The sequence below is a fragment of the Microcoleus sp. D3_18a_C4 genome (assembly GCF_036702415.1).
GTDB lineage: Bacteria > Cyanobacteriota > Cyanobacteriia > Cyanobacteriales > Microcoleaceae > Microcoleus.
This window is the reverse complement of record NZ_JAUBTI010000006.1, coordinates 65,465-89,793: the sequence shown is the minus strand read 5'-3', so window position 1 is coordinate 89,793 and position 24,329 is coordinate 65,465. Positions and strand designations below refer to the sequence as shown.

Annotated in this window: 20 protein-coding genes; 9 read left to right on the top strand and 11 right to left on the bottom strand. The window is 45.9% G+C overall.

The window, feature by feature from the left end; translation table 11 throughout:
• Window positions 1-63 precede the first annotated feature (63 nt).
• Window positions 64-336, top strand: a complete 273-nt coding sequence (locus QUB16_RS05160) for a DUF3143 domain-containing protein (protein ID WP_333314495.1) — start codon at window positions 64-66, stop codon at window positions 334-336.
• A gap of 138 nt (window positions 337-474) precedes the next feature.
• On the opposite strand, the gene QUB16_RS05155 is transcribed toward QUB16_RS05160, so the two are convergent.
• From QUB16_RS05155 to lysA, 3 genes are all read right to left on the bottom strand, one after another.
• On the bottom strand, window positions 475-1,221 hold the full coding sequence (locus QUB16_RS05155; protein WP_333151307.1) for an isoprenyl transferase: 747 nt from the start codon (window positions 1,219-1,221) through the stop codon (window positions 475-477).
• Window positions 1,222-1,241: 20 nt separating this feature from the next.
• Window positions 1,242-2,135, bottom strand: a complete 894-nt coding sequence (gene cdaA / locus QUB16_RS05150) for a diadenylate cyclase CdaA (protein WP_333314492.1) — start codon at window positions 2,133-2,135, stop codon at window positions 1,242-1,244.
• Window positions 2,136-2,365: 230 nt separating this feature from the next.
• Window positions 2,366-3,784 carry a diaminopimelate decarboxylase gene (lysA, locus tag QUB16_RS05145; RefSeq protein WP_333314597.1) on the bottom strand — a complete coding sequence of 473 codons (1,419 nt, stop codon included), beginning with the start codon at window positions 3,782-3,784 and terminating at the stop codon, window positions 2,366-2,368.
• A 180-nt stretch (window positions 3,785-3,964) separates the two neighbouring features.
• Here lysA and rimI point away from each other — a divergent pair, with 180 nt between their 5' ends.
• The 6 genes from rimI (at window position 3,965) to QUB16_RS05115 (ending at window position 9,908) form a co-directional block, all read left to right on the top strand.
• Window positions 3,965-4,579 carry a ribosomal protein S18-alanine N-acetyltransferase gene (gene rimI, locus QUB16_RS05140; protein WP_333314489.1) on the top strand — a complete coding sequence of 205 codons (615 nt, stop codon included), beginning with the start codon at window positions 3,965-3,967 and terminating at the stop codon, window positions 4,577-4,579.
• Window positions 4,580-5,001: 422 nt separating this feature from the next.
• Window positions 5,002-5,562, top strand: a complete 561-nt coding sequence (locus tag QUB16_RS05135; protein WP_333314486.1) for a hypothetical protein — start codon at window positions 5,002-5,004, stop codon at window positions 5,560-5,562.
• A 221-nt stretch (window positions 5,563-5,783) separates the two neighbouring features.
• A complete protein-coding gene (locus QUB16_RS05130) occupies window positions 5,784-6,392 on the top strand; it encodes a hypothetical protein (RefSeq protein WP_333314483.1) in 609 nt (202 codons plus the stop codon).
• A gap of 218 nt (window positions 6,393-6,610) precedes the next feature.
• Complete coding sequence (locus tag QUB16_RS05125; protein WP_333314481.1) at window positions 6,611-7,219, top strand: hypothetical protein; 609 nt, start codon at window positions 6,611-6,613, stop codon at window positions 7,217-7,219.
• Window positions 7,220-7,621: 402 nt separating this feature from the next.
• Window positions 7,622-8,137, top strand: coding sequence for a hypothetical protein (locus tag QUB16_RS05120; protein WP_333314478.1), 516 nt, complete (start codon window positions 7,622-7,624; stop codon window positions 8,135-8,137).
• Between the two features lie 49 nt (window positions 8,138-8,186).
• Window positions 8,187-9,908: a hypothetical protein gene (locus tag QUB16_RS05115; RefSeq protein ID WP_333314475.1), complete on the top strand. Its 1,722-nt coding sequence runs from the start codon at window positions 8,187-8,189 to the stop codon at window positions 9,906-9,908.
• Between the two features lie 126 nt (window positions 9,909-10,034).
• Here the strand turns inward: QUB16_RS05115 and QUB16_RS05110 are convergent, their stop codons facing one another.
• The 8 genes from QUB16_RS05110 to QUB16_RS05075 all read right to left on the bottom strand — a co-directional run bounded on the left by QUB16_RS05110 (window position 10,035) and on the right by QUB16_RS05075 (window position 20,039).
• On the bottom strand, window positions 10,035-11,465 hold the full coding sequence (locus tag QUB16_RS05110) for a mechanosensitive ion channel family protein (RefSeq protein WP_333314473.1): 1,431 nt from the start codon (window positions 11,463-11,465) through the stop codon (window positions 10,035-10,037).
• Between the two features lie 168 nt (window positions 11,466-11,633).
• Entirely contained in the window at window positions 11,634-11,885 is a 252-nt protein-coding gene (locus tag QUB16_RS05105) for a hypothetical protein (RefSeq protein WP_333314471.1), read from the bottom strand.
• A 189-nt stretch (window positions 11,886-12,074) separates the two neighbouring features.
• Entirely contained in the window at window positions 12,075-12,878 is an 804-nt protein-coding gene (locus QUB16_RS05100; RefSeq protein ID WP_333314470.1) for a hypothetical protein, read from the bottom strand.
• 341 nt (window positions 12,879-13,219) lie between these two features.
• Window positions 13,220-15,139 (bottom strand): globin domain-containing protein, encoded by a 1,920-nt coding sequence (locus tag QUB16_RS05095; protein WP_333314468.1) that lies wholly within the window; start codon window positions 15,137-15,139, stop codon window positions 13,220-13,222.
• 133 nt (window positions 15,140-15,272) lie between these two features.
• Window positions 15,273-15,590: a hypothetical protein gene (locus QUB16_RS05090; RefSeq protein ID WP_333314467.1), complete on the bottom strand. Its 318-nt coding sequence runs from the start codon at window positions 15,588-15,590 to the stop codon at window positions 15,273-15,275.
• Between the two features lie 211 nt (window positions 15,591-15,801).
• A complete protein-coding gene (locus QUB16_RS05085; RefSeq protein WP_333314466.1) occupies window positions 15,802-17,811 on the bottom strand; it encodes an EF-hand domain-containing protein in 2,010 nt (669 codons plus the stop codon).
• Between the two features lie 156 nt (window positions 17,812-17,967).
• The gene (locus QUB16_RS05080; RefSeq protein WP_333314465.1) at window positions 17,968-19,935 is read right to left on the bottom strand and encodes a histidine phosphatase family protein; all 1,968 of its coding nucleotides are present in this window, start codon (window positions 19,933-19,935) and stop codon (window positions 17,968-17,970) included.
• A complete protein-coding gene (locus QUB16_RS05075; RefSeq protein ID WP_333314463.1) occupies window positions 19,899-20,039 on the bottom strand; it encodes a hypothetical protein in 141 nt (46 codons plus the stop codon). The genes QUB16_RS05080 and QUB16_RS05075 overlap by 37 nt, the downstream gene beginning before the upstream one ends.
• Window positions 20,040-20,752: 713 nt before the next feature.
• Here QUB16_RS05075 and QUB16_RS05070 point away from each other — a divergent pair.
• Both QUB16_RS05070 and lepB read left to right on the top strand, forming a co-directional pair.
• Window positions 20,753-23,230, top strand: coding sequence for an ATP-dependent Clp protease ATP-binding subunit (locus QUB16_RS05070; protein WP_333055947.1), 2,478 nt, complete (start codon window positions 20,753-20,755; stop codon window positions 23,228-23,230).
• 398 nt (window positions 23,231-23,628) lie between these two features.
• On the top strand, window positions 23,629-24,222 hold the full coding sequence (gene lepB / locus QUB16_RS05065) for a signal peptidase I (protein WP_333314462.1): 594 nt from the start codon (window positions 23,629-23,631) through the stop codon (window positions 24,220-24,222).
• The last annotated feature ends 107 nt before the right edge of the window (window positions 24,223-24,329 follow it).

Here is a 24,329-nt window from a genome sequence, read left to right as displayed (position 1 = left end):
AAATCGGCAATCCTCAATCCGAAATCCCCAATCTAAAATCTAAAATCTAAAATCTAAAATCCCATGACTCTTCCTTCCGCTGACACTCCTTTGTACAACCACCCACTCCCGGAAATCGAGCAGTGGCTAAAAAGCCGCGGCTGCCAGCAAGATCGGCGAGAACTCCACTGCTGGCAGATCGATCGACCTACCTGGAAAGCAGAACTCTCCCTCGATATCGACCAACTCACCATCCGCTACATCAATGCCGGAAACGACGGCCAAGACATTCAGCGAGCATTCAAATACTCCCTCTCGCGTCAGGACATTGAAGCGGCCGTTTTCTCCGGCCCCTAATTGGATTTTAGATTTTAGATTTTAGATTTTAGATTTGTCCTCCAATTTAAAATCTAAAATCGTTATGTTGAGCAGGAGATGACCTACTTGGAAACTGAAAAATCAACCAAAAAATCTAAAATCCCAAATCCAAAATCGTTAGACTTTGCCAAATCGGCGGCTGCGCTTCTGATAATCAGACAAAGCGCGGTGAAACTCCGATCGATCAAAATCCGGCCACAGCGTCTCAGTAATGTAAATTTCCGAATAAGCCATTTGCCATAGTAAAAAATTGCTCAACCGCATTTCCCCGCTCGTCCGGATCAGCAAATCCGGGTCACAAACATCAGCAGTATACAAATAGCGTTTAAATAAAACCTCATCAATCTCCTCCGGCTGCAACTTGCCCTCTTTCACCTGAGTGGCGATCGCCCGACAAGCTTGTACAATCTCCTGACGCCCCCCGTAATTCGTCGCCACGGTAAACAAAATCCCCTGATTGTGCTGAGTTGCCGTTACAGAACGCTCGATTTCCGCCTGCAAAGACTTCGGCAAAGCCTGCAAATTCCCCATAAATTGAATTTGCACGTCCTCGTCCACCATCTCCCGCAATTCTTGCCGCAGCTTACCCTCAAACAAACTCATTAAAAAATCCACCTCTCCGGCCGGCCGCCCCCAATTCTCCGTCGAAAAAGCATAGGCCGTTAAAGCTGGAATCCCCCAATCTTTGCAGCAGCGCAGCAGTTCCTTCAGAGTGCTAGCTCCTCGGCGGTGTCCCGCAATCCGCGGCAACCCCCTCTTCTTAGCCCAGCGCCCGTTCCCGTCCATAATCACTGCTATGTGCTTAGGCAGTAGTTCTTGTTGCAGATCCTCCGGCAACTTTTCCAAGCAAATTCCTTGACTCATGGTTTCTCCCGATTACCCGACTAACGGCGCAGTATCCGTTTTAATAGCGTCACTCCCTTCAATCCTATCTGGCGTCCGAGATTGCCGATCGGAATTGGAGCCACAACTCTTTCTCCCTCGGACGGAAACAGCTTTGCTTCCAGCAATTCCTTAAGTTTGTTGCTAGTCAAAGGTCGATTTAAAAGTCCCATCTGGGCTAAAGAAATAGAACCCGTTTCCTCGGACACCACCACGCACACGCAAGCTTGCACCCGTTCCGTAATCCCCATCGCCGCCCGGTGGCGGGTTCCCAACTGCCGCGACGCCGTGCGATCGGACAAAGGCAAAATTACCCCCGCCGACACGATCCGCGAACCTCGAATCAAAACAGCTCCGTCGTGCAGCAAAGTTTGCGGCTGAAAGATAGTCTGCAACAATTCTTTAGAAACTTCAGCATTTAGCTTTAATCCCGGCACCGAAAAATCCCGATCGTCGATCGGAGAATCTGTTTCTATAATTAGTAAAGCGCCCGTGCGGTTTTGCGAAAGTTCTTTTACTGCGTCCACAATTTCATCTATTACGCTGTCCGGTTCGGGATTTGGTCGGCGATCGCGTCCAAACAATTGCCGAAATTCCCCCCGACCCAATTGTTCCAGAAATCGGCGAAACTCCGACTGCAATATTACCGCCATTGCGACAGCCGAACCAGTCACCAAGCTGTTGAGGGCAACGTGCAACAGCCTCAATCCAGCCCAGTTGCTCACCGCCGCCGCCAGCATCAAAATGATAAATCCCCGTACCATCCACAGCGTTCTGCGCTCGCCAACAATGACGAGCACCAAATACGCAAGGGCAAAAACCAGTCCAATATCGATCCCTTGAATCAATAAGGACTTAACGAGGGCCAAGTCAAAGCCAGATTGTTGATTGTTCATGGTTCATCGAACGCTACCGCCTGTGAACCGCGAACCGTGATGCACTCGAACCCGTGAACCATGAACAGTTTTTATAAGGAATACGCTGAAAATCCCCGTGTTTTTAGACCGGGGAGTGTCAATCCAATCGCGTGACTGAACAAGGCAAAAGTTAAAAGTGAAAAAGCAATCGTCACTAAGTAAACATGGATTGTCTTTCTTTTAACTTTTAACTTTTAACTTCTAAGTTTTTACTTTGGAGCTCCGAGTCGTTCAGGAAGGCGGTCAAGCCTCAGCATATCCTGGTAAGTTTCCCGCTGTATAATCGTGTTAACTTCCCCATTTCTCACTAAAACCGCTGCCGGTCTCGGTACTCGGTTGTAGTTAGAAGCCATGCTGTAATTGTATGCCCCTGTGGCCGTAACCGCGAGGACATCTCCGGCATGACACTCTGGCAATTTGGCATCTTTAATCAGAACATCGCCTGACTCGCAGTGTTTCCCAGCAATTGTCACTGTTTCCGTTAAGGGAGCGGACATTTTACCGGCTGCGAGGACTCGATAAACTGATTGGTAGGTAATAGGACGCGGATTGTCCGACATACCTCCATCCACAGCTAAATACGTCCGCATTTCCGGAATGACTTTTTGAGAGCCAACAGTATAAGCAGTGACGCAGGCTGTACCGACGAGCGATCGACCCGGTTCGCAAAGCAATTTTGGTAAGGGCAATTGCTGCCGCTCGCAAGCTGCTACCACTGCGGAGCAAATTGTACGAGCCCAATCTTCAATGCTGGGAGGATCGTCCGCTTCAGTATAGCGAATGCCCAACCCCCCGCCAATATTAATTTCTGTTGCTGGTAAACCATAACTCTGTGCTTTTGTCAAGGCCTGAATTATGACTTCAGCTAAATCGTCATGGGGTTGCAGTTCAAAAATCTGAGAGCCGATGTGAGCGTGCACTCCCACGCAAAATAACGACGGCTGTTGGCTGATAAATTTAAAAACTTCATCGAGCGAGTTGGGATCAAAGCCAAATTTACTGTCGATTTGACCCGTCTGAATGTACTCGTGGGTGTGACACTCAATTCCAGGAGTAAACCTCACCATAACTCGTGTCGGCCCACCTGTGAGGCTGCGGACACCCAATTCTCCCAACTCTGCTAGAGTCTCTAAATCCCGCCAATTGTCGGCTACAGTAATGCAGCCGCTTTCGACAGCTAGCCGCAGTTCCTCGCGGGACTTGTTGTTACCGTGGAAGTAGATTTTGTCGGGGCCCACGCCGGCTTGCAGTGCAGTGTAGATTTCTCCGGCTGATACCACATCTATGCCTAAACCTTCCGAAGCTGCGATCGCGCAAACTGCCAAACAGCTCCAAGCTTTAGAAGCATAGAGCACTTGAGATTCGCCCGGATAGTAACGCCCGAAAGCATCCCGGTACTGGGTACAGGCCGCCCGCAGCGTTTCTTCGTCTAAAATATACAACGGCGAGCCAAATTGCTCCACCAAAGCTGTCACCTCGCAGCCTCCGATTTCTAACCGATCGCTGCTGTTAACACTGGCTGTCAGCGGTAACAGTTCTTGATTGGGCGATCGAGTTTGCAGAGCTTGTTGAGACTCAGACAGATACTTAAGTCCCGATTCCACCCCGAAAGATTGAGTTGATACCATCGCGCAATAACTATCCTTACGGTCTTTCCCAGTGTACAATTGACGGCAAGCAATTGGGTCAGTTGCCCCCAGATTCATTCCGCAAGCAGGCTGACTGACTGAGACTCGATCGAACTGGAGCATCCTTGCAGTGAGTAATTATCAAATCTAAAATCTAAAATCTAAAATTTAAAATCGGCTGTGCGTTTTCTACAAATTAAACATCTCGCGGCAGAACACCTCAACAGTGCAGTCGAACTCGATCGACTTTGTTTTGGCGGACTTTGGGCGATCGAAGGCTACAGGCGCGAGTTAGACAGTCCTAACAGCGATTTATTAGGTCTTTGGACGTGGGAAACTGACGACTGTGAATCAGCTCCAAACCGGGCGGGCACGGAGACACCGCCCCTACAGATTCCCCCAACTCTCATTGGTATCGGTTGTTTGTGGGCAATTTTAGAAGAAGCTCACATTATAATGCTGGCAATTCATCCTCAGTTTCAAGGTCAGGGTTTGGGACAAGCTCTGCTTTTGGCTTTGCTAAAATCGGCTTGTGACAGGCAATTAGAGCGATCGACTTTAGAGGTGCGGGATTCTAATTTAGCGGCTGTTTCCCTGTACAAAAAGTTTGGTTTTAAAGAGGCTGGACGGCGCAAACGATACTACGAAGACACCGGAGAAGATGCTCTGGTAATGTGGCGCAGCGGCCTGGAAAAACCGGAATTTCAGCGATATTTGGCGGTTGAGAAAGTGCAGATGTGCGATCGACTTTACCAGAAAAAGTGGCATTGGGCGATCGACATTTTTGAGTTGTGAGCATGAGGCTCCAGAAACCGGGTTTTTTACAACAATACTTGATTGCCGCCCGTAAATTCGAGAAAAACCCGGTTTTTTTTGTCGGTAGTTATAGCATGAGGCGACAGAAACCGGGTTTTTTACAACAATACTTGATTGCCGCCCGTAAATTCGAGAAAACCCCGGTTTCTTTTGACTGATATTTTCACAATATATCCTAATTTCGCCTCAAAAACTATAGTAAATTTACGGTATCAAATACGGCAAAAAAGCTTTAATCTGTATCCCAAGATGTTGTTTTCGTTAATTGCTGCTACAGACGAAAACAAACTCGCTCTTGTGGGTGAAGCCTTTTAAATCAGGAATATTTAATGAACATAAAATATGGACTGACCGCTATCCTGGGAACATATTTAATATCCACATTAGGAGGAGCGACCTTTATGGCTAAAATCACAGGCACAATCAAAATCAACATCGTCAACGTCAACGTCAAATATCCCAAATTAGCGGGTGTCTACACTGGTGACTTTTCCTACGACGATACGCACCTGACCAAAATCGGCACGGAGGTCATGAATATTAGTGGTGCAAATGGAAATCGACCGGGACTGCTATCTTTTAAATTGAGATTTCTGGACTTTGCGGAGGGCTCAACTCTTGTCACCTATACAGAAAATGAGGTTTTAGACTTCCCGAACTGTGCTGTTTTAGCTTTCGAGAACGGACTTCCCAGTCAATTTTGCTTGCATAGTATTCTTGCTGGAAATAACGATCTCGGAGTTTGGGGTGGAAAGAACGGATTTATGTTTGTCGATCCTGCGGCATTTGTTTTCGTGTTGCGAAATGGAACTGTTTCAGGTTGGGGGATCGTGACCTTAGAAATTAACGAATCTCCTCCTGCTCCCGTACCGGAGAACGCCTCCCCCTTCGCCTCATTGTTGGCTTTTTTGGGCTTGGGTGGAGTTCACTTGGGGAGAAAGTCGAGAAAGGGAAACAAATAATCATCTTTACCAACCTAAATTGAAGCGGGGCGTAGATATAATTACTGAGATTTTCACAATATATCCTAATTTTGGCTCAAAAACTATAGTAAATTTACGGGCTTACAATACCGCTATAAAGCTTTAGTCTGTATCTCAAGATGTTGTTTTCGTTAATTGCTGCTACAGACGAAAACAAACTCACGGTTGTGGGTGAAGCTTTTTAAAACAGGAATATCTTAATGAACATAAAATATGGACTGACCGCTATCCTGGGAACATATTTAATATCCACATTTGGAGGAGCGACCGCTATGGCAGCCACAATAGGAGGCACAATCAGGGTTGATATAACTAGGGGCGACTTCGCGGGTGTCTACACAGGTGACTTTGCCTACGACGATACACATCTGACCAAAGTCGGCACAGAATTAATGACCATAAATGGTGGTGGTGGAAATGGAATTATACCGGGACTGTTATCTATGAACTTTAGATTTTTGGACTTTGCTACTGGCTTAAATCCTGTCACCTACACAGCCGATGATGTTGATGAATTTCCAGAGTATCCACTTTTGGCTTTCGAGAACGGAATTCCAACTGATTTTGGCTTACAAATTTTTTCTGCATCTGGAAATGACGGACTTATGTTCGGAGATCCCAGGTCATTTAATTTCGCCTTGCGAAATGGAACTATTGGAGGTGATGGGAGTGTGACCTTAGAAATTACTGAACCTACTACTGAACCTACTCCTGTACCGGAGAACGCCTCCCCCTTCGCCTCATTGTTGGCCTTTTTGGGCTTGGGTGGGGTTCACCTGTGGAGAAAGTCGAGAAAGGCAAACAATTAATCATCTTTAGCAACATAACTTGAAGCTGGGCTTAGATAGAATTACTTAGACTTTTAAAGTATTTAGTTATTTTGGCAAAAAATCTAGTAAATTTACCGATTTACAATACCGCGAGTCAGCTTTAATCTGTATCTCAAGATGTTGTTTTCGTTAATTGCTGCTACACACGAAAACAAACTCACTGCCGTGGGTCAAGCCTTTCAAAACAGGAATATCTAATGAACATAAAATATGGACTGACCGCTATCCTGGGAACATATTTAATATCCACATTTGGAGGAGCGACCGCTATGGCAGCCACAATAGGAGGCACAATCAGGGTTGATATAACTAGGGGCGACTTCGCGGGTGTCTACACAGGTGACTTTGCCTACGACGATACACATCTGACCAAAGTCGGCACAGAATTAATGACCATAAATGGTGGTGGTGGAAATGGAATTATACCGGGACTGTTATCTATGAACTTTAGATTTCTGGACTTTGCTACTGGCTTAAATCCTGTCACCTACACAGCCGATGATGTTGATGAATTTCCAGACTATCCACTTTTGTATTTAGAGAACGGAATTCCCACTCAATTTGCCTTCCAACTTTTTTCTACATCTGGAAATGATGGACTTATGTTTGGAGATCCCAGGTCATTTAATTTCGCCTTGCGAAATGGAACTATTGGAGGTGATGGGAGTGTGATCTTAGAAATTACTGAACCTACTACTGAACCTACTCCTGTACCAGAGAACGCCTCCCCCTTCGCCTCATTGTTAGCCTTTTTGGGCTTGGGTGGAGTTCACTTGTGGAGAAAGTCGAGAAAGAGAAACAACTAATCATCTTTACTAACTTAACTTGAAGCAGGGCGTAGATATAATTACTGAGATTTTCACAATATATCCTAATTTCGTATCCGCTCAATAATCCGGGGTAAATCGCTCAACGATGCACCTCAAAGGACGCAAAATCGTTCCTGAGTGGGTAGTCCGCCCCGAATTATTGAGCGGATACCTAATTTCGCCTCGGAAACTCTAGTAATTTTACGGGTTTACAATACCGCTAGCAAGCTTTAATCTGTACCTCAAGATGTTGTTTTCGTTAATTGCTGCTACAGACGAAAACAAACTCACTGCTGTGGGTCAAGCCTTTCAAAACAGGAATATCCAATGAACATAAAATATGGACTGACCGCTATCCTGGGAACATATTTAATATCCATATTTGGAGGAGCGACCGCTATGGCAGCCACAATAGGAGGCACAATCAGGGTTGATATAACTAGGGGCGACTTCGCGGGTGTCTACACAGGTGACTTTACCTACGACGATACACATCTGACCAAAGTAGGCTCCGAGTTCATGACCATAAATGGTGGAAATGGCGATCTAGCGGGACTGCTGTCTCTCAACTTTAGATTTGTGGACTTTGCCACAGGATTAACTCCTGTTACCTATAGGGCAAGTGACGATCTCGAATTTCCTAATTTTCCAAGTTTGCTCTTTGAAAACGGAATTCCCACTCAATTTGCTTTCCAAGTTTTTTCTGAATCTGGAAATGACGCATTTGGGTTCTTAGATCCCAAGCTATTTCGTTACGCCTTGCGAAATGGAACTTATGGAGGTGACGGAACTGTGACCTTAGAAACAACCAACGAACCTACTCCTGTACCGGAGAATTCCTCCCCCTTAGCCTCATTATTGGCTTTCTTAGGATTGGGTGCAGTTCACCTGTGGAGAAAGTCTAGAAAGGGTTAGTCAACAGAAACAAATAATCTTTAACAACCTAACTTGAGAGGAATGGACAATGGCAGTAATCGATACTAAGTTTCGGGTAACAGGTGGCGAAACTAAGAACCCACCTAGCAATGCTTATAGTGCAAGTGAGCGTGAAATAAATATTCTCGCGCCCTTTGGCGTTCCCTCTGCCGAGCAATGGAGCGGACAAAAAGTATGGCTGCTACTTCCGGGTTTCACAAATCCTGCCGATTATTACGATCCAAATCTGGCGGCAGCCATCAGGGATGCCAACCCAAACGATACGGTTTTAGCCCTTGACTGGACTCAAGTGAGCGGAACCAAGTTCTTCAATATTGGACCATTAGGGATCGCTGCTGGAGACCTTTACAGGTCTGGTTCGTGGATTACTCCAGTGGCAAGAGCCATCCGAGACAAACTTGCTCTTGAGTGGGGAATGCCCGCTGCAGCGCTCAATATTGTTGGTAATAGTCTCGGTGCTCACCTTGCTAGCGATCTTGCTGCCAGTTTCACTACCTACGGAAGTCAAGTGGGCTCAGTGACAGCTCTTGACCCAGCATCAAATCAAGCAAGGCAAAGAAGTCCATACGATACAACTAATGGCTTCGATACTGACTTATCAAATGGATACGTAAGGAATGGAGGAACTCCCGATCCAATCAAACGCTTAGATTTTGGTGGTGCTGCGGTTTCAAGAAGTTTTAATGGCATCAGTAGTTTAGCAGGAAATGAAGCTCAAGCTGGAACTGCCCAGGAATCATTCCTGTTTGACTTCGGCACCGATCCGAATGATATCGGGAAACAAATTGCTCAACACAACGGTGTCGTCACCGCCTTCACAAATTTGGTTACAACTGATGCAGGTGGCAATTCTCGTTTAGCCACAAATATTCTGGGTCTAAATGACACGCGGGCCGATCATCAATTTCGACCAAACTTTTATAAAGGGGATTTTAATGTCTCTCCTCAAGTGCATGAAGCAGTGATTCCTGTTGATACTGAATATAATCCTTTGTTTCTAGTTGGTGCTAAGCTTGATGGCGGGATAAATGACCGAATCATCTACGCGACTAACAGAAACGACGTATTAACGGGAACGGGAATTTTTGGGAAATATTACAACAACAACGGCAACCATACTTATTATTTTGGGGATGGGGACGATATTGTCTCTGCTGGCACTGGTAATGACATCATCTCTGGGGGGAATGGAGTTGACGCCCTTGGTGGCGGAGATGGAAATAATCTGATCTTTGGTGAGGCGGGTGGTGATTTTATCACTGCTGGCACTGGGAATGACACCATCTCTGGCGGGGCTGGAAATGACAACATCAATGGCGGAAATGGCAGGAATACCATTCGCGGTGATGAGGGTAATGATTATCTCACTGGTGGAAACGGCACTAATCTCTTGTTTGGTGGTTCTGGAAACGACACTCTCGGAGGTGGTGCCGGTCTGAATATATTAAGAGGTTCAGAAAACAACAGTTTGTCTAGTGCTGAGGTAGATACTTTAATCGGCAACAGCGGTCAATCTCTTAACACATTTTATATTGGTGATAATACAAGAAATTGGTACTCAGTTGCTGGCGGAAATGATTATGCCAAGATTGTTAACTTTAATGCAGACACTGACGTAATTTTGGGTGGCGTGAATATTGAGGCGCAAAACCTCATCACTCAAACTTTTCTCTGGGCGGGAAGTGAATTGATTGCAAAGATTGACGGTCTCTGGGCTTCGCAAATGCAGTTCCCTGTAAGGATATTTTAGGCTTGACCTTTCTCCGGTATTGCAGAGGCGGCTGTGATTCGTTATACTTTGCACCGTCATAGACCGTGCTTTTTCACCAGCCCCAAGAATTGTAAAATTGCCACAATATGAACACTTTCATCATCCTCATAGGGAATCAACCTTAGCATTTGACGAAACATCTGCCTGCGCGGCCATACTTACCGCTTTGCTTCGCGCTTCGATAATTTGACCGATCTCGCGCCCCAAGCTTGGTTGACGTTCAATCATCGTATTTACAGCATCTGAGTAGACGACAAGAACTTGCAAATCGTCAACGGCGACAACCGATACCGGACTCGGTTCCCCGCTAAACAGCGCCATCTCGCCAAAAAACTCACCACTCAAGATAGTCATTACCTCCAACTCCATGCCCAACTTGTTCGTGACTGTTACCTTAGCCTGACCCGCAATGATAATGTACAAAGCATTACCAGGCTCGCCCTGCCGGATGACTTTCTCTCCCGCACCAAACTTCTGTAAAATAGTTCCCTTAGTTAAGTCATCCAAATTTTTTGGCTCACGAGCATAAGGCATAAATCCGGGAATTGAGTGCAGGCTTTGGGCTAACTTACTTGAAGCGCTATCTGCCTTATCAGGAGCTTCCACAGCATAGGAGTATCGGTAGCGATATAGCGTCAGGTTGTTTCGCTGCGCTGCGTACCAGACGCGCGTCATAAATCGATCGAGTATCAGCTCCACATCTTCAAAGTTTTCGATAAAAAACTCCACCTCATAGATAATTGCAGTCTCATCATAGGATGTAGTTTTGCTCTCAGGTTCGGGTTCGGCTAATATCCCCTGTGTAGCCAAAGCTGTACTTAGCAGTACCTGCTTCACCAGGTTAGGGGGGCTATCGTAGGAAAAGCCAATATTGATACGTTGGTTGTAAATGCGTTCTGGTTGGCTGTAATTATGAATTATTTCTTTTCCAATGAACTGATGAGGAACGATAATCACCTGCCGCTGGAGAGTTAGCAGGCGAACAGAGCGCCAATTGATATCAATTACCTGCCCTTCGATATCTCCAATTCGCAACCAATCACCCACACTGAACGGGCGTTCTAGAAGCAGCGCAATGCCCGACATGATGCTGCCTAGTGTGTCCTGAAGCGCCAAACCGATCGCGATCGAGCTAACGCCCAATCCCGTAGCAAGACCCGCCAAATCTGCACCCCACACTGCCGCCAGCACGATCGCGCTTCCCACAAGCACCAAAAACAACCTAGAAAGGTCGATCGGCAGTTTGGGCATCCGCGCCCGCCATGTATTCGCCTCAGCTTCTTCAAACAAAATCACATTAAACAGCGAGAGACAGGCGTAGATAACAGATATCCAAAATAGGGTTTCGACGAGCTTGGGAAAATTCCCATTATCGATCAAAAACATATCGTAGTAACCGTATTTTTCAACTATATTGCGAAAAATAGGGTGGTAGCGGGCGTGAGCGCGGCTGTAAGCGCTGGCGTCACCAGGATTGTCCAGGGGAAGTTTCTTGCCAGCGGGGTTGGGGTTAGCAGCGATGTAGTGGTACTGCAACTAACGAGCCGCGGCTGTTTTTGGCGTGTAGGATTCGAGAACGGGCGAACCATCGTTCGTTGGCGTTAGTTTGGTTAGAAATTGTGTCCGGTAGTATGTATCAATTTTTGCCTCAAAATCCGCTGGTATTGTTGATTATTCAAGTTGGCGGTAGGCTGTCTTAAACTCCTACATGGCTCCCACGACTGTCAAATCTTCGCTTAAGGTTTGGCTGTGGTGGTAAAGGCTTTCAAAATAATCTTGGATTTGATAAGTTTTGGCAGCCCGAAGGCTGGTTAATTGGTTGAAGACTTTTTCGGTCAGAGTAGCTTTCCCGCTGCTAGAGCATATATAGGTGCTCGCGAGCATAGCGCAAAGGCTGACTGCTAGCAACATGACTGTGAGTTTTGTCTTTATACTTAACTGCTTAAGTAATTGCATAGGAATTTTTCCGTTCCTGTTTGCTTTCTTTTTGTGATTATACCTCTCGGTAAATTCTACCTTAGTCACTTTGCTACAATGAGTATTGTCGATCGTCTTGTACAGGTTGTCAATTAATGCTTGAAGATTAAAGCCTCTTTCCAGCATCTCTATAAACTGCCTTAGCTGGACTTTAGCTCTCTTAACTGGTTACACAGGTATTTTAGGCTCATCGTCATTCAATAGCCCCTCACGCAGTTGATTGTACGACTGCTCTAGAGATGACAAATCAATATCCGCACTAGATGTTCCGTTGTACTCAAAAGGATTCTCAAGGTCGTAGATGAGCAACAACAAATACATGAATGACGTAAATAGAAAACCTGAAATAATCAAATTGGTATAATACTCGTCGGTATGCGTTATTAACAAAGCAATACTTGAGCCAATTATCAGGATATGCAGCAATCCATAGGCGGATGCCAGAAAGTCGGTATCGCGAATCCTTTGAATTCGGGCAATCAGAAGACGAATCTTTGCCTGTTCACCTTGAAGGCGAGCCATCAAAGGAGCTTCGCAAAACTTTGATAATGGAACCAGTGATGAATTGAGGATTGTAACAGCATTCTCAACTCTGATGAATGGCTTACTCTGTTTCAAACAGAGTAGGACTGATTGGAGGATCTCAACTAACCCTTCTGTAAGTAGGGTTGGGTTATAGTCGGGCTGACGGGCTGCAATGAACAAATTCGTATCTTGAATCGTTTCAACTGCATTCGCAATCTGCGCGGGCATATCTTCACTGGTACGGTAATCAGTCAGCGTCCCGTTCAGCATAAACGCCAAGATGAACGTTACCGCCGCCAACAGAGAACCTATCTGACTATCGAACTTACCAATTTCCCACTGCATCTGATGAGCGATCCATTTTGCCAAGCAAAATAGCGGTGTTAGGGGAAGAATTTTGAGTAAGATTCCCCATTTTGAGATATCGGTAAAAGTTCTGAGGTTCATTACGTTTATCCTTTATGAAAGAGGTGTTTTTGGTGATGAACGAGTGCGCGAGCTTACCTCACTTTAGTATTGAATAGAAGGCGATCGCGCTACCATTTAGTACGAACTTGAAAGCCAGTTTCCTGGAGCTTCTGAGTCGTAACTGCAATAGTATAGAGGATATTAAGACAGATGTTGCTATTTTCCTTCTTATCACGAGCAGCACTTCAATGAAACGATTCCAGGTCAACCGCTGTCCTCCCGTGCGATCGCATTTCAGTAAGCCAAAGCTTTTCTACTCACGGTGTCGTCAGCTTGAGTAGAAAAGCAGACATGAAGGTCAAAAACAAGCTGGGATCAATTTATTTGTTTGTGGCCTCATCTTCCAGAGACTTATACTTCGACCCATCAGGCATAACAGCACCTGCGAGCAAAGCACCACTCAGGTCAGAAATGCTAACTTTAGCACCTTTTAGATTTGCACCAGTTAGGTAGGCACTCTTCAGGTTGGCACCACTCAAACTAGCATCTCTCAAATCTGCACCACTCAGGTTCGCATTACTCAAATCTGCACAAATTAAATTAGCCTTACTAAGATTCGCACTACTAAGATTAGCCTGAGTCAAGCGAGCAAAACTCAGTTTTGCATGACTTAAATTTGAACCACTAAGTTTAACATGACTGATATTAGCATTATCTAAATTGGCATAAGTCAAATTAGCATTACTCAAGTCGCTTTCCCTCAAATTGGCTTTACTGAGATTGGCATGAGGAAGATTAATATCTACTAACTCCGCACCAATCGCATCCAAACCTCTAAGAGAAACACCATCCTCATTCAAATCTTGGAGTGCCAGAATTCTGGCATAGCTAACTTTTACGCCGTGTGCTGCATCAACTATACTCCAAGCTTGGTAATGAAATTGCTTTCTGCGATCGGGTGCTTCCTTAATGAATAAAATTAAAGCAACGACAAGACTGAGAGCATCAACACTCTCCAAAATCTCTCCAATCAGGGAATTATCATCCGCCCCCACATAAATTATGATGAACAGAACGGCTGAAACACTAGCCACTAACCAGGCTGGTTGCGTCCAAAAATTATCAATGAATTTTTCTAAAATTCCTTTGAGAACTTCACCCAATCGCTGAACGAATGATTGACCTTGAAATTGCTGATAACTATCAGTTATTTTGGAGAGCATTTTTTGGATAATTTCACCATCCAACTGAATAGATACTAAAGGCTTTTTCTGTTCCTCGGTTGGTGGCGCGAGCGGCTTAGATTCGTTCAGTAATTGTGTTTTTGATTCTTGTGGCTGATGGTGGATGACATCTTTTTTATCTGCGACAACATTTGGTGAAGAATCTGCACCTGCGCCTTTTAACATCAAACCTGTAATTGCTTTGTAGGCATCTGTCCATGCCACCTTTACTTCGGGAGTCCAATCTTCTTGGAGATACTGCTCAAAAGCCATCAGCAGTGCGGCTCCAACTGGCTCATAATATTTGGGAATTACCCCATAGCCGATGTGTCTGCCTCCCAAGGCGTTGAGAACTGGCCCTAAAGCTTCTGGAGAGCGGAGATTTTCTACTACCACTACCAAAGAATTTATGAGCTTTTTCTGTTGCTTTTCTATATCGATATTGGCAAACAGCGGTTTAAATTCTGGGTGAGCGAGGAAGAGGTTTTCGTAGAAGCGAGCGGCAAATTCATCTGCACGAGGTTTGATTTTCTCGAAACTGCTTTCCAGTACCTCTACGGCCAATTTGGGCTCTTTTTCTGGGACGGATTCTAGTTGGTGATTAGCTGCTATAATTACCTGTTTTTCGGGGATTATCTCTGTTTCTAATTGAACTTCTTCAGGTGTAGTTTCTACACCGCCCCCTTTTAACATCAAAGCAGTAATCGCGCCGTAGGCATCGATCCATGCTTGTTTGACTTCCATAGTCCAATCTTGCTGGAGATACTGCTCAAAAGCACTTAGTAGTGCTTCTCCAACTGGACGGTAATATTTGGGAATTACTCCATAACCGATGTGTCTGCCTCCCAGTGCGTTGAGAACTGGCCCTAAAGCCTCTGGAGAACGGAGATTTTCTACTACTAAAACCAGAGCACTTATGAGCTTTTTCTGTTGCTTTTCCATATCAGTTTTGGCAAACAGCGGTTTCAACTCTGGGTGAGCTGTAAACAATTTTTCGTAGAAGCTAGCGGCAAATTCATCAGCACTAGGTTTGATTTTCTCGAAACTTTGCTCTAAAAGTTCAACATTTAAAGACATATTTTTGTTTCTCTCTTGAAAGTTGACGCTCCCTTGTCTTTAGACAGGGTTTTTTAACTAGCCCGCTCTAATGAATGCTTGTGATAGAGTGTTTGAAACCTGAGAGTTTCTTTGCTGACGCCAGGGCCAGATATTACAAACTCAATTTTTCCAACTCTTGCCCCAGGGTAGCCATAAACTCCTCTGCATCGTTGATGCCCATTTCTCCTAAAGCTTTCCACTCTTCACTGCTGTAATCTAAATCGAGTCCCATCACGTCTTGAGTCCAATAGGGCAAATTAGATGGGTTTTCCATTAGGTCACAGGTTATTTTTAAGATTTCTGTTCCGCTCGTCTTTTGTCTAGCTTTTGTCGCTAAGCAAAAGGAGAGCAATTTGGCTAAATTACTTTGTGGGGGAATAGCTATTAAAAATGCCATATTTTGTGCTAGTACAAACTTGTCAAATTTCATTGGATATTTTCCTCGTTTTTCGATATTCAAGTAAGGTTTTTTGGGAGATGACGGAGAGCAAGTTCAGGAATTACGCAAAAGTTCAAATAAACCGGGTTTCTCGACGGGGAGAAATAGCCATAAAGGCTATTTTACGTCAAAGAACCCCCGTTTCTGTGTAAGTCCTAAACTTATGACTTTAGCTGAAAAGCATCAATTGCCAGAAGTTTGGCTAGAAATTTTCTTTCCTATAGCCAAAGCCGTATTTATGGCAGAGATTTCTCAATTGTACCGAGAGTCCAGGAGGGCCGCAGAAATATACGTCAACTTTATTGGGCGCGTGTTGCTGCGCTACATCTTGAAAAATCTCCTCCCAGTCTGGACGACCCGTTTGTGTACGGCTCTTTAAACCTGTAATCAAATCAACCTGTGTTTGGGAATGCATCAAATCCATTGCCACAAATAGGGTGCTGGATTTCATATCTGACTTTTGCTGGGCACCTGTCAAATACAAATTAATGTCAAATAAGTTGTTAGTGTCTTGGGCTTCGATTCTGGATAAGAGTTCAACAAACCATTCAAATGCTTTTTGCTCTCGGTTGAGCCAGTAAAAATGTACCTTTTGCAAACGCATTCCTGAAGAACCGTGTTGGCTTCGGTACAGCATACTTTTCAGAATAGAGGCAAAGGGAGTTACGCCAATACCCGCACCGATGAGAATAGCGTACTTAGATTCAAAGATATGGGTACTTGGTGTGCCATAGGGCCCATCTAAATGGACAAGAACTCCAGGCTCGTATTTAGAATTACCTGACCGTATCCATTGCTCGTGCTGTTCTCGGAAAAGTTGATATAATTTTCCAGTCCAACTGCCCGCAGAGCGTATGTGTACAGATAAGACATCCTGCATTTCGGGGGCGCTACTAATTGTGAATGGATGCCATTCATATTTGGAGAGACTGGGACATTTAACAAACACGTAGTCCCCTGGTTGATAGTGGAAAGATTTCGGACGTGCAATTTCCAAACCTAGAACTTTGGAGGGGAGTAAAGAGGCATTAACTACATAGGCAGGCTCTTTTGTATTCTGCCGGCGAATAACCAGTTCGATCGCAAATCCCACAACAGGTAACAACACCCACTGCCAAAAAACTGGCCCGTGAACTAACGCCAGGGCAAACCACACGACGTACAACATATGAGCTGTATAGAAAAGCGCAAATTTTCCGCCTTTGCGGATTGGAGCTTGCGCTGTCACCCACATAATTGCGAAAACTAGCAGTAATAAAAATCCTGACAAGCCAGCCTTCGTTGCAAAAAGACTTTGTGCAAAGGGAACCGGCAATGTGGTGTAATTGAGAAAATGCGCGATCGTATGGACGATCGCAAAGGCAAACATGAATTGACCCACGAGCTTGTGAAACTCGATGCCCTCATCTATCGGCAGATAGTTGTTGATCCTCGTTTTGCGAAGCCAAGTCATAAAATGCCGCAACATGGGAATTAGGATTAATGCCCCGTTGAAGTTGAGCGCTGCGCCACATCCCCGCGCAATTTGAACGTACACATTTGCGCCTTGACTTGCATATCGATCGACCGCCCCAAAGAAAAGAACCAGATTGGCAATAAGATAGAGGGACAAAAAAGCGATCTTGACCCAGTTGTTTTGAATGTAATGCTTGATGTACGCCTTTGGCGACCTTTTCTCTTTGGGCGCAACTGGTATTGCGTCGTCTGGCTTGCGAGGTTTTAACCAGCTAACCGGGCTAACTGCCATCGCCTCAAGCAGATCGGGATGCTTTCCGATTAAACCTTTGAACTCTTCAAAAGAAATTTCGCCACTTTTATCGGTATCAGCTTCTAAAAACAAAATGTCAACCAGACCGGTAACTTGTTCCGGCGGAAAGGTTAAATTATTTTCCTTCAAGCTAGCAGCAATCAAGTGAGAAACTTCGTCTTTTTCGATGGAGCCATCCCCGTTTATGTCGTGCAATTGATAAGCAAATTTCAGTTTCTGATCTTCAGTTGCCAAGACAAGTTCCTCTACTGTTTTCAAAAATTCATCAAGGTCTATAACGCCACTTTTATCGTTATCAAACATCGCAAACATTCGCTCGGCAAAATATTCATCTTTCAGCCCCATAGCTTTCTTAAACTCTGAGCGATCGATTTGTTGGTCTTTTCCACCAATCTTGGTAAAGACTTGTCGCAATTCCTCTAAAATTTTTCTCGGAGTATCCATCGTGAGATTAACCTCGGTTTTTTTTTTCCAATTTTTCGCCAGTTATGGAGCCAGCTAAAACTATCATTCTTGCCTTCCTGCATACAGCAGTCGGACAAATAAGCATGACATCATTTTTCAAATTTGAATATGATGTCATGCTTATCGATCCCAAGTTTAGATTTGAGCAACGTTAAGGTTAGCAACCAACCCATAGGTTGATATGTACTCTTCTAACTCCGCTAAATCAACACTGCCATTTTTATCGGAGTCAAGAGTATTAAAAAGATAATCAGTGATGTAGCTTCTGACTTCTTCAGAGCTACGTTCGCCTGTTGTCATATCTTCGATTAGCCCTAACAACTCCATAATCTCAGTTCGTTCAAGCGCCTTACTTCCATCCGTATCCAATTGCAGGAAAAGCTTTTTGATATCTGCTGTTGCCACTCTCGAAGAACGCAGTGTTTCTCTCAGTATGTCATTGCCAAATGAATTCATGAACAATATCTGTTCGATGAGTGGTATGCAGAAAAAGCCTAGGGCTGCCCAAAAAATTGCATATTTTACGGCTTCTGGATTTGCAGTTGCACTAACTCCGATGAAAAGAGCCGCCCAAAGGAAAAAGTTGGGATTCACAAGCAGGATGTAAGCATCGCGAGCTTCTGCCTTGCTAAGCTTGCCCTTCGTAAATGCTGAGGTTAATACAGCCAAAACGCGCATTGAGACAAAGACCAAAGTTGCCAATGCTAGTTGTTGCAGACAAGCGAGCGAGCGATTCGGATCGGTTGAAGAAAATAGATCCGAAATGAAGGTTGATGGAGTAAACTGAAAGCCTGTTGCCAAGGCCATGAATGCGACAGCAAGCACTCCGATGAATTTCCAGTTTTTACTGTGGTGGTTTGATTCAACAGGGGATTTGTCGCGCCAAAACTGGGCGATCGCACCCGGTATTGCCAGACCTACAATTAGAATGACACCGAAAAAGATCAGGCTGTCAACGTTAATGGGTAAATTGGCAACCTTCAATGTAGCCAAAAGCGCCAGTGGAGCAACGATTGATAGCGTTCTTGACAAAAGAGCCGACGGATAAAGATTACCGCCCCAAAGCACTGATAAAACTGGTGAAGTAAGGGCTGGCGGAACCATCCAAAACAGCACCCACAAAACTTTGTACAGATCCGCTTCAGTCTGATACAAAAATCCAGAAAATATTAAAAATAGCCCAACTGCCCATCGCACTGCCATCCACCCGTAAACTAGATACTTCACAGTAGAGGTTACTTTGCGTTTACTCGCGGCAAAGTCAATGTCTAGGTAGGTATAAAACGTTGAGGCGGCAAGACACGCAACGATTATTGCTCGAAATAGGACTGACGGAATCCCTGCTTCTGAGGTGATGATTGCCCTTGCTAAGCTTCCCAGCAAGAAGGCGGTGGCATAGATCAAAATCGCCCACATAATTGAAAGATCGTTGATCTCTTTCCGCAGGGAAGCAGCACCGCCGGATTCCTTATCGCGAAACTTGACGAGATCCACACCGCTGAGAGCTTTACCGTTGGGGAGTTTCAGGTGTTTGTAAGCTGTCGGCGGCAGACCGCTTAAATAAAGTGCTAGAGGTTCCAATACATATTGGTGGCACACGACTAGAACTGTTTCGCCCCGTTCCAAGTGCGGTACAATTTTGTCTTCGTAGAAACGGGCAGCGCGAGAGTAAACTTGGGCAATCTTTTCGCCAGCCGGGGGTGCTTCGTTGTGCGAGTGCAACATTTCCTCAAACCCTTCGTAGCCCAGTGCTAGACGCAGCAAATTTAGGTTGCGACCCGCAAAAATGCCAAAGGATTTCTCGCTAATTCGATGATCTATCTGAACGGGGGTATCGGACGACTTTAGTGCCTGACTTTCAGCAAGGGCGATTTCACAGGTTTGTCGTGCCCGTCTCATGTGGGAGACATATACTGCGTCAAACTTTGTACCTTTTTTCTTCAGGTCAACACCTGCGCGGCGTGCCTGCAATCGGCCAAAGGATGTGAGGTCAACATCCAGAACTCCTGCAAAAATGTTGCGTTCGTTACTGGTACTTTCACCGTGCCGAATAAAGTAGACACGTCCTAGCTGTTCTGCATTGAATTCTTTGTGTGAAGCCACAGAAGTTGTTGTGGCTGCATCCTGGAATTTACCTGTAACTTCGATCGATCGATCGATCGATTGTCGGTACTTTCTACCTGGTCATCTAAGTTTCTAGTGTTCATTATTTACTTTCACTACGCCTTAAACAGGATTTAGATTCTTTTCCAAAATTGAAGTTTCAGACTTTTAAGTTCAGACGAGTTAACGACCAAAGAACTCTGCTACGAAAGCAATGTCTTTGACCGTGCTGAGTATAGTCTGAGGCAAACTCCTCGGAGTGTAGCAACGCTCACTAATTGATCGGGAGCGATCGCACAACTGACAACAGGAAGAATACTTAAATCTTCAAGGGAGCGGGGGCAAAATTTTAAATGAAGAAAGTCCAGCTCGCTCTCGCCATCCCAAACCAACAGGTTCTTTAGATGGGCAGCAGCTTAACCTGTATCTAGCTTAGGACATAGATAGTGCATTAAACTAATAAGTTTTGTACAAAACCCGCCCTCTGACTTGGAGAAATATCCATTTTGGGCCTGCATGACAGCCAAAAAGATTGTGCTAGAATCCATCAATACGCAGTCGTAGGTTGGGCACGGGCCGAGAAGAGCAATCTTCTTGCAGTCTAGGGGAGGTTGTAGGTCAGCCACCATTTGGGTCTTCCCAGTTGAAAGCCATCCTGCAACATGAGCCTGGAATCTGCAACCGCAGCCGAGTGCGGCAGATAGGTTGGGAGTGTCGCGCTAGAATAAGCAGTACGAGTTAACACTCGAACACAAACGCTCGTTGTGCGAGCGTGACCTCGAAACGGGCACATAGCAGCAGGTGATGGGAATAAATCATGTTTGAACGCTTCACAGAAAAAGCAATAAAAGTAATCATGTTGGCCCAGGAAGAAGCTCGCCGCCTGGGTCACAACTTCGTAGGGACAGAACAGATCCTCCTGGGTCTGATCGGAGAAGGAACCGGGGTTGCAGCGAAAGTCCTCAAATCAATGGGCGTCAACCTGAAAGACGCGCGCATTGAAGTGGAAAAAATCATCGGGCGCGGTTCCGGCTTCGTAGCAGTCGAAATTCCGTTCACCCCCCGCGCCAAGCGGGTTCTAGAACTATCCCTAGAAGAAGCTCGCCAACTCGGACACAACTATATAGGTACTGAACACCTGCTGCTGGGCCTGATCCGCGAAGGTGAAGGAGTAGCGGCCAGAGTCTTAGAAAACCTGGGAGTAGACTTGTCGAAAGTCCGCACCCAAGTGATTCGGATGCTGGGAGAAACCGCAGAAGTCGCAGCCACCGGCGGCGGCGCCCGCACCAAAACCCCAACCCTGGATGAATTCGGCGCCAACCTGACTCAAATGGCGGTTGATGGCAAACTAGACCCAGTAGTCGGACGGCAAAAAGAAATCGAACGGGTAATTCAAATCCTCGGTCGCCGCACCAAAAATAACCCGGTGCTCATCGGCGAACCCGGAGTCGGTAAAACCGCGATCGCCGAAGGCCTGGCCCAGCGCATCGCTAACAACGACATCCCAGACATCCTCGAAGAAAAGCGCGTCGTCACCCTCGACATCGGCTTGCTGGTTGCCGGTACTAAATACCGGGGCGAATTTGAAGAACGCCTCAAAAAAATCATGGACGAAATCCGCACAGCGGGTAACGTGATTTTGGTGATTGACGAAGTGCACACTTTGATCGGTGCAGGTGCGGCTGAAGGGGCGATCGACGCGGCGAACATTCTCAAGCCGGCTCTGGCTAGAGGCGAACTCCAGTGTATCGGCGCTACAACTTTAGACGAGTACCGCAAGCACATCGAGCGCGATGCAGCCTTAGAACGGCGCTTCCAGCCCGTTATGGTCGGCGAACCGACTGTAGACGAGACGATCGAGATTCTCTTCGGTCTGCGGGAACGCTACGAACAGCACCACAAGCTGAAAATCTTGGACACGGCCCTGGAAGCCGCAGCCAAACTCTCTCACCGATACATCTCCGACCGCTTCCTCCCAGACAAAGCAATTGACTTGGTAGACGAAGCAGGTTCGAGAGTTCGCTTGATCAACTCCCAACTGCCCCCCGCAGCCAAAGAACTTGACAAAGAACTGCGCCAAGTCCTCAAAGATAAAGACGAAGCGGTGCGTTCTCAAGACTTTGACAAAGCCGGCGAATTGCGCGATCGAGAAATGACCATCAAAGCCGAAATTCGCGCTATTTCCCAAGCCAAAAAAACCGACTCGGCCCGCACCGGCGAAACAGACCCATCGCCAGTAGTCACCGAAGAAGATATCGCTCAAATCGTGGCAAGCTGGACGGGCGTACCGGTAAACAAACTGACCGAATCCGAATCCGAAAAGCTGCTGCACATGGAAGATACCTTGCACCAGCGCTTGATCGGACAGGAAGAAGCAGTGAAAGCCGTTTCCCGCGCCATCCGCCGCGCTCGCGTCGGCTTGAAAAATCCCAATCGCCCGATCGCCAGTTTCATCTTCTCCGGGCCTACCGGCGTCGGCAAAACCGAACTCACCAAAGCCCTAGCAGGCTACTTCTTCGGTTCCGAAGATGCGATGATTCGGCTGGATATGTCGGAGTACATGGAACGTCACACCGTCTCCAAACTCATCGGTTCCCCTCCCGGCTACGTCGGCTACAACGAAGGCGGCCAACTCACAGAAGCAGTCCGCCGCCGTCCTTACACCGTCGTGCTGTTCGACGAAATCGAAAAAGCCCACCCCGATGTCTTCAATATGCTGTTGCAAATATTGGAAGACGGCCGCTTAACAGATGCCAAAGGTCGCACCGTGGACTTCAAAAACACGCTGCTGATTATGACCTCAAACATCGGTTCTAAGGTGATTGAAAAAGGTGGCGGCGGCCTCGGCTTCGAGTTCAGCGACAACCAAGCCGATGCTAATTACAACCGCATTCGTTCTTTGGTTAACGAAGAACTAAAAAACTACTTCCGCCCCGAATTCCTCAACCGACTCGACGAAATTATCGTCTTCCGCCAGTTGAACAGGGAAGAAGTCAAGGAAATCGCCGTCATCATGCTCAAAGAAGTGTTCAGCCGTTTGACAGAACAGGGAATCACCCTGGAAGTGACCGAAAAATTCAAAGAACGGCTGGTAGAAGAAGGCTACAACCCCAGCTACGGAGCCCGACCCCTGCGCCGCGCCATTATGCGCTTGTTGGAAGACAGTTTGGCTGAGGAAATCCTATCTGGCCGCATCAAAGACGGCGACACCGCTGTTGTTGATGTGGGTGAGGACGGAATTGTTAAGGTGCTGCAAGGTCAAAAGCGGGAATTGCTGCCCCAAGGCGTTGAGTAAGTTTGAGTAAGTGCGATATCGAGTAAAGTTTTGAAATAACCAATCTCGCGATCGCAAACAACTCAAAATCCTCAAATAAAAAAGGTAGAGAATTTAAATTCTCTGCCTTTTTTATGAGTTAATATCAAGAGGAGAGTTATGACATAAATCTTTGATTGATAGGGAAACCACAGATGCAACGCAGATGCCTTTCAAGATACTTTACAAAGGCTTGCACTTCACGTCTAGTAATTAACAGCGACATACTTCAATGGTAAGCTGTAGTGCATTTAAATTGTATATTTTGGGCGGGTTCGCGTCTCCAGCCAGCTCAGGCTTTGATTATTTCTAGAGATGCAATTTAAATGCTTAGCAAGCTTAATCAGATAATTAGTGGCAACTATATAGCGAGGACTTTCATGACATCTGAAAAAAAGAATTTGGGTACAGAAGTAGCAGAAAATCCGCCTGAAAGCTGGTGGCAGAAAGCGTGGAAGTCGCAGCGAGAAAATCTTCAAATAGTGATTATTGCTTTGAGTTTAGCAATAGTGATTCGAGCGTTGGTCGCCGAACCGCGCTACATACCCTCAGATTCTATGGTACCCACTCTGCACGTGGGCGATCGTGTCGTAGTCGAAAAAATCTCCTACTACCTCGAACCTCCAAAAACTGGCGACATCGTAGTATTTGCCCCGCCCGAACAGTTGCAAGAACAAGGCTTTACCCAAGACCAAGCATTCATCAAGCGGGTAATTGGCTTACCGGGTCAAACCGTCGCCGTTAAAAAAGGTTTAGTGTATCTCAACGACAAACCCCTGGTCGAAAAATATATTGCCGAACCTCCTAAATACCAGTGGGGGCCTTATCGCGTCCCAGAAAATGAATACTTTGTGATGGGAGACAACCGCAACAACAGCAACGACTCCAGCAGGTGGGGATTTTTACCTAAGCAGAATATCATCGGCCGCGCTGTAGTGCGGTTTTGGCCTCTAGAACGCATCGGGGAAGTTTGAATAAGTCATTAGTCATTAGTCATCAGTCATTAGTCATCAGTCATTAGTCATTAGTTATTGGTTATTGGTTGGTTGTTAGTTTGAATAACCAATAACCAATGCCCGAT